The organism is Neorhizobium sp. BETTINA12A (assembly GCF_023006485.1).
Taxonomy (GTDB): domain Bacteria; phylum Pseudomonadota; class Alphaproteobacteria; order Rhizobiales; family Rhizobiaceae; genus Neorhizobium.
In genome coordinates this window covers 1-3,450 of the sequence record NZ_JALBGW010000276.1, presented here as the reverse complement: position 1 = coordinate 3,450, position 3,450 = coordinate 1, and the positions used below count along the sequence as shown (strand labels likewise).

At 62.8% G+C, this 3,450-nt stretch carries 5 protein-coding genes; all 5 read left to right on the top strand.

Translation table 11 applies throughout. From position 1 onward, the window contains the following. Positions 1 to 298, top strand: a 298-nt coding sequence (locus MOV61_RS29140) for a TOBE domain-containing protein (RefSeq protein ID WP_247139078.1), incomplete at its 5' end; no start/stop codon positions are given. Positions 299 to 340: 42 nt separating this feature from the next. Then, on the top strand, positions 341 to 1,474 hold the full coding sequence (locus MOV61_RS29135) for an extracellular solute-binding protein (protein ID WP_038547630.1): 1,134 nt from the start codon (positions 341 to 343) through the stop codon (positions 1,472 to 1,474). A gap of 173 nt (positions 1,475 to 1,647) precedes the next feature. Further along, the gene (locus MOV61_RS29130) at positions 1,648 to 2,469 is read left to right on the top strand and encodes an ABC transporter permease (RefSeq protein WP_038547632.1); all 822 of its coding nucleotides are present in this window, start codon (positions 1,648 to 1,650) and stop codon (positions 2,467 to 2,469) included. After that, positions 2,466 to 3,305, top strand: coding sequence for an ABC transporter permease (locus MOV61_RS29125; protein ID WP_247139077.1), 840 nt, complete (start codon positions 2,466 to 2,468; stop codon positions 3,303 to 3,305). The genes MOV61_RS29130 and MOV61_RS29125 overlap by 4 nt, the downstream gene beginning before the upstream one ends. A 7-nt stretch (positions 3,306 to 3,312) precedes the next feature. Beyond that, the coding region (locus tag MOV61_RS29120) for a LacI family DNA-binding transcriptional regulator (protein ID WP_247139079.1) at positions 3,313 to 3,450 on the top strand (138 nt) is incomplete at its 3' end.

Genomic DNA, 3,450 nt, shown 5'->3' with positions numbered 1-3,450 from the left:
CGAAGCTCGCTTCCGCCCGGAGGCCGCGCGCCTTTTTTCGAGCGACGATATCGCCGTGATCGGCCCCGGCATCACCTTCGGGGGCGAGGTCGCCGCCGTCAGCTATCCCGGCGGCCATTGGCGTCATGTCGTCAAACTCGGCGATCACGAGATCATGGCCGATGCCGAGCGTGCCTTCGAGCCGGGCGCCCGCGTCGCCGTGTTCGTGCCGGCTGAGGCGCTCTTTCTGTTCGGTTCGCCGGAGGCTGCTTCGGCCTCCCCTATTTCCCGGGCGCCATCCGGGAAAGTCCACGCCTGACCTTTCGATACCTCTGCCTTTTCAACTCACGGAGAAGCACTCATGAACAAGATGTCCTACGCAGCCTTCGCCGTCGCTTTCGCAGCCCTTCCGGTTCATGCCGAAGAGCTGACGGTTGCGACCGCCGGCGACCAGAACATGGTCGATTACATCAACCAGTATCTCGGACCGCTTTTCGAGAAGACCTATCCGGGCAACACGGTTCGCGCCGTCGGCACCGGCCCCGGCGATGCCGGTTCGCAGAAGATCCTGGAGCGTTTCGACGCTCAGTCTGCCGCCAAGTCCGATAAGTGGGACGTCGATGTTGCCGTCGTGCACGAAAAATTCGTCGGCCCGATGGTGACCAAGAGCTATCTCGACAAGTATCGCGGCGACATCGACACCGGCAAGCTCGTGTCGCGCGACAACGCCAAGATGGCGCTCGGCACCAATGTCGACGGTTATGTCATGCCGATGTTCAACAGCCAGACCGCGATCGCCTACAACCCTGCGCTCGTTCCGAACCCGCCGAAGTCCTATGCGGAACTCGCAGACTGGGCCAAGGCCCATCCGAAGCAATTCGGTTATAACGGCATCAAGGGCGGCGCTTCCGGCGTCTCGTTCGTCATGGGCTGGATTTACGCCTTCGGTGGCGGCGATGCCAACACCCTGATGAACGGCCCGTTCAAGGAAGAAGAAACCAAGAAGTGGGATGCGGCCTTCAAGAGCCTCGCCGACTTCACCACCAATGCAACGCTGACGCCCGGCAACGCCGGTACGCTCGACCTGCTGTCGCGCGGCGAAATCGCCATGGGCCCGGTCTGGGTCGACATGTTCTACTCCTGGCAGGCCAACGGCCAGTTGCCGCCGACCATGAAGCTGGTTCTGCCGGCTCCGGGCATGCCGGGCCAGCCTATGCATTACGTCCTGCCGGAAAAGGCTGCCCACAAGGCGCTGGCCGAGAAGTTCATTGCGCTCGCCACCAGCCCCAAGGTCCAGGCCGAAGGCATCGTCAAGCGCTTCAACTGGTATCCGGGCATCGATGCGGACAAGGTGAAGGTCGAACTCGACGACGCCACCTGGAACAAGCTGTTCGTCGACATCTCGCCGGCCGACCTTGCCGCCAAGGGCAAGCCCTTCCCGATCGCGCCCTACAACACCGCGATCCTCGAAGCTTATGAGAAGTCCGTGAAGTAAACAGTCAGCGTCTGCCCCTCATCCGCCTGCCGGCACCTTCTCCCCGCTCGCGGGGAGAAGGACCAATGCCGCGCCCTCTCCGCCCGATTGACGGTCGGGTGGGGCACGTTCCCTCTCCCCGCATGCGGGGAGAGGGTTAGGGTGAGGGGCAAACTTCAGCGAGCGTGAACCCCATGCCAAAACGCCTCCTCGGTCTCCTTCTCGTGCTGCCGGCACTCGCGGTGATCGCCTTTCTCTTCATCCTGCCGCTGATCATGTCGGCGGTCGGCGCCTTCCAGGTGGAGGGGGCATTCGGCTGGGGCAATTTCACCAAGACCTTCGACCTCTATACCAAGGACATCATCTTCACCGTCGTGATCGTCAGCCTGTCGACGGTGCTGATCGGCATCGCCTCGATCGCGATCGGTGGTTATCTGACGCTCGGCGAACATCCGGTCGCGGTCGCCATCCTGCGCTGGCTCTATCGCTGGCCGATGTTCATTCCCTTCATCGTCGTCGGCCAGATTCTCCGCACGTTCCTCTCCAAGAACGGCATGATGAACAACACCTTCATCAATCTCGGCCTGCTGACGCCGCTCGATGCGGTGAGTTTTCTCGATTGGCGCGGCATCGTCATCGCCTTCGTCTGGAAGCAGACGCCGTTCGTGGCGCTGCTCGTCGCCGGCGCCATGGCCTCCATCAACCGCGACACGATCGAGGCGGCCCGCAATCTCGGTGCCTCACGGCTGCGCCTGCTGCTCGAAATCGTCGTGCCGCAGGTGGCGATGACGCTGACGGTCGGCCTCATCCTTTCCTTCGTCACCATGATGTCGGTTCTCTCGGTGCCGCTGATGATCAACGCCCAGTCGCCGACCATGCTGACCGCCGATATCGCCTTCCGGGTCAATTCCTACGGGGATTACGGCGTCGCCAATGCACTTGGCCTGATCTCGCTCGTGCTCGCCGCCTCCGTTGCATGGATCTACCTGCGCGCCAGCCTCAAGGAGCGCGCATGACAGCCGCCCATAATCCCGCCGCCCGCAATCCTCTCGCCGCCCTCTGGTGGGTGCCGCGCGGCATCATCTTCGGGTTGATGGCCTTCTTCATCTTCGGGCCGCTGTTCAACCTGCTGATCTGGACGGTGGCTGAGAAGTGGTATTTCCCCTACAGCCTGCCGCTGGAATACGGCTTCAGTTCCTGGGCAAAAGTGTTCGCGCCGCGCGGCGGCGCGATGGAATCGCTCACCAATTCGCTGATCGTGGCGTTGCTCACCGTCGTCGTCTCGCTGTTGCTGGCGATCCCTGCCGGCTACGCGCTGGCGCGGCTGAAACTGCCGTTTCGCGGCCTCATCCTGCTCGCCTTTCTCATACCGCAGGCCTTTCCGAACCTGACGGTCTATGTGAACATCGCCCGCATATTCTACGAGATCAGGCTCAACGGCACCATTCCGGGTGTCGTGCTGGTCCACGTCTCGCACGGCCTCGTTTATGCGGTGTGGATCGCGACGGCCGCCTTTTCGGCGATCGATGCGGAACTCGAACAGGCGGCCCGCAATATCGGCGCCGGAGCCTTCCGGGCGTTCCTCGACGTGACCCTGCCGCTGGCGGCCCCCGGCCTGATGGCGAGCGCCATCTTCGTTTTCCTGGAATCGCTCGACGAATTCACCGGCAGCTATTTCGTCGGCGCGCCGGATGTGAACATGCTGCCGCTCTTGCTCTACACGACCGCCGCCGGCGGAAATTATCAGATCGCATCGATCACCGCCCTCTTGCTGCTCGTTCCCTCTCTGGTGTTCATGTTGATCGTCGAGCGATTCCTGAAGGCGGACGTCCTTTCGCGCGTGGGGCATTGAGGAAAGCATGAAGGACGAAAAACGGATGCGCTTTGTCAGCGCCGAACAGGTCGCCCGCCTTGCCGGCGTCTCCCGCTCGGCCGTTTCCCGCACGTTTACGCCGGGCGCCAGCGTCGCGCCGGCAACGCGGGAAAAGGTGCTGCGG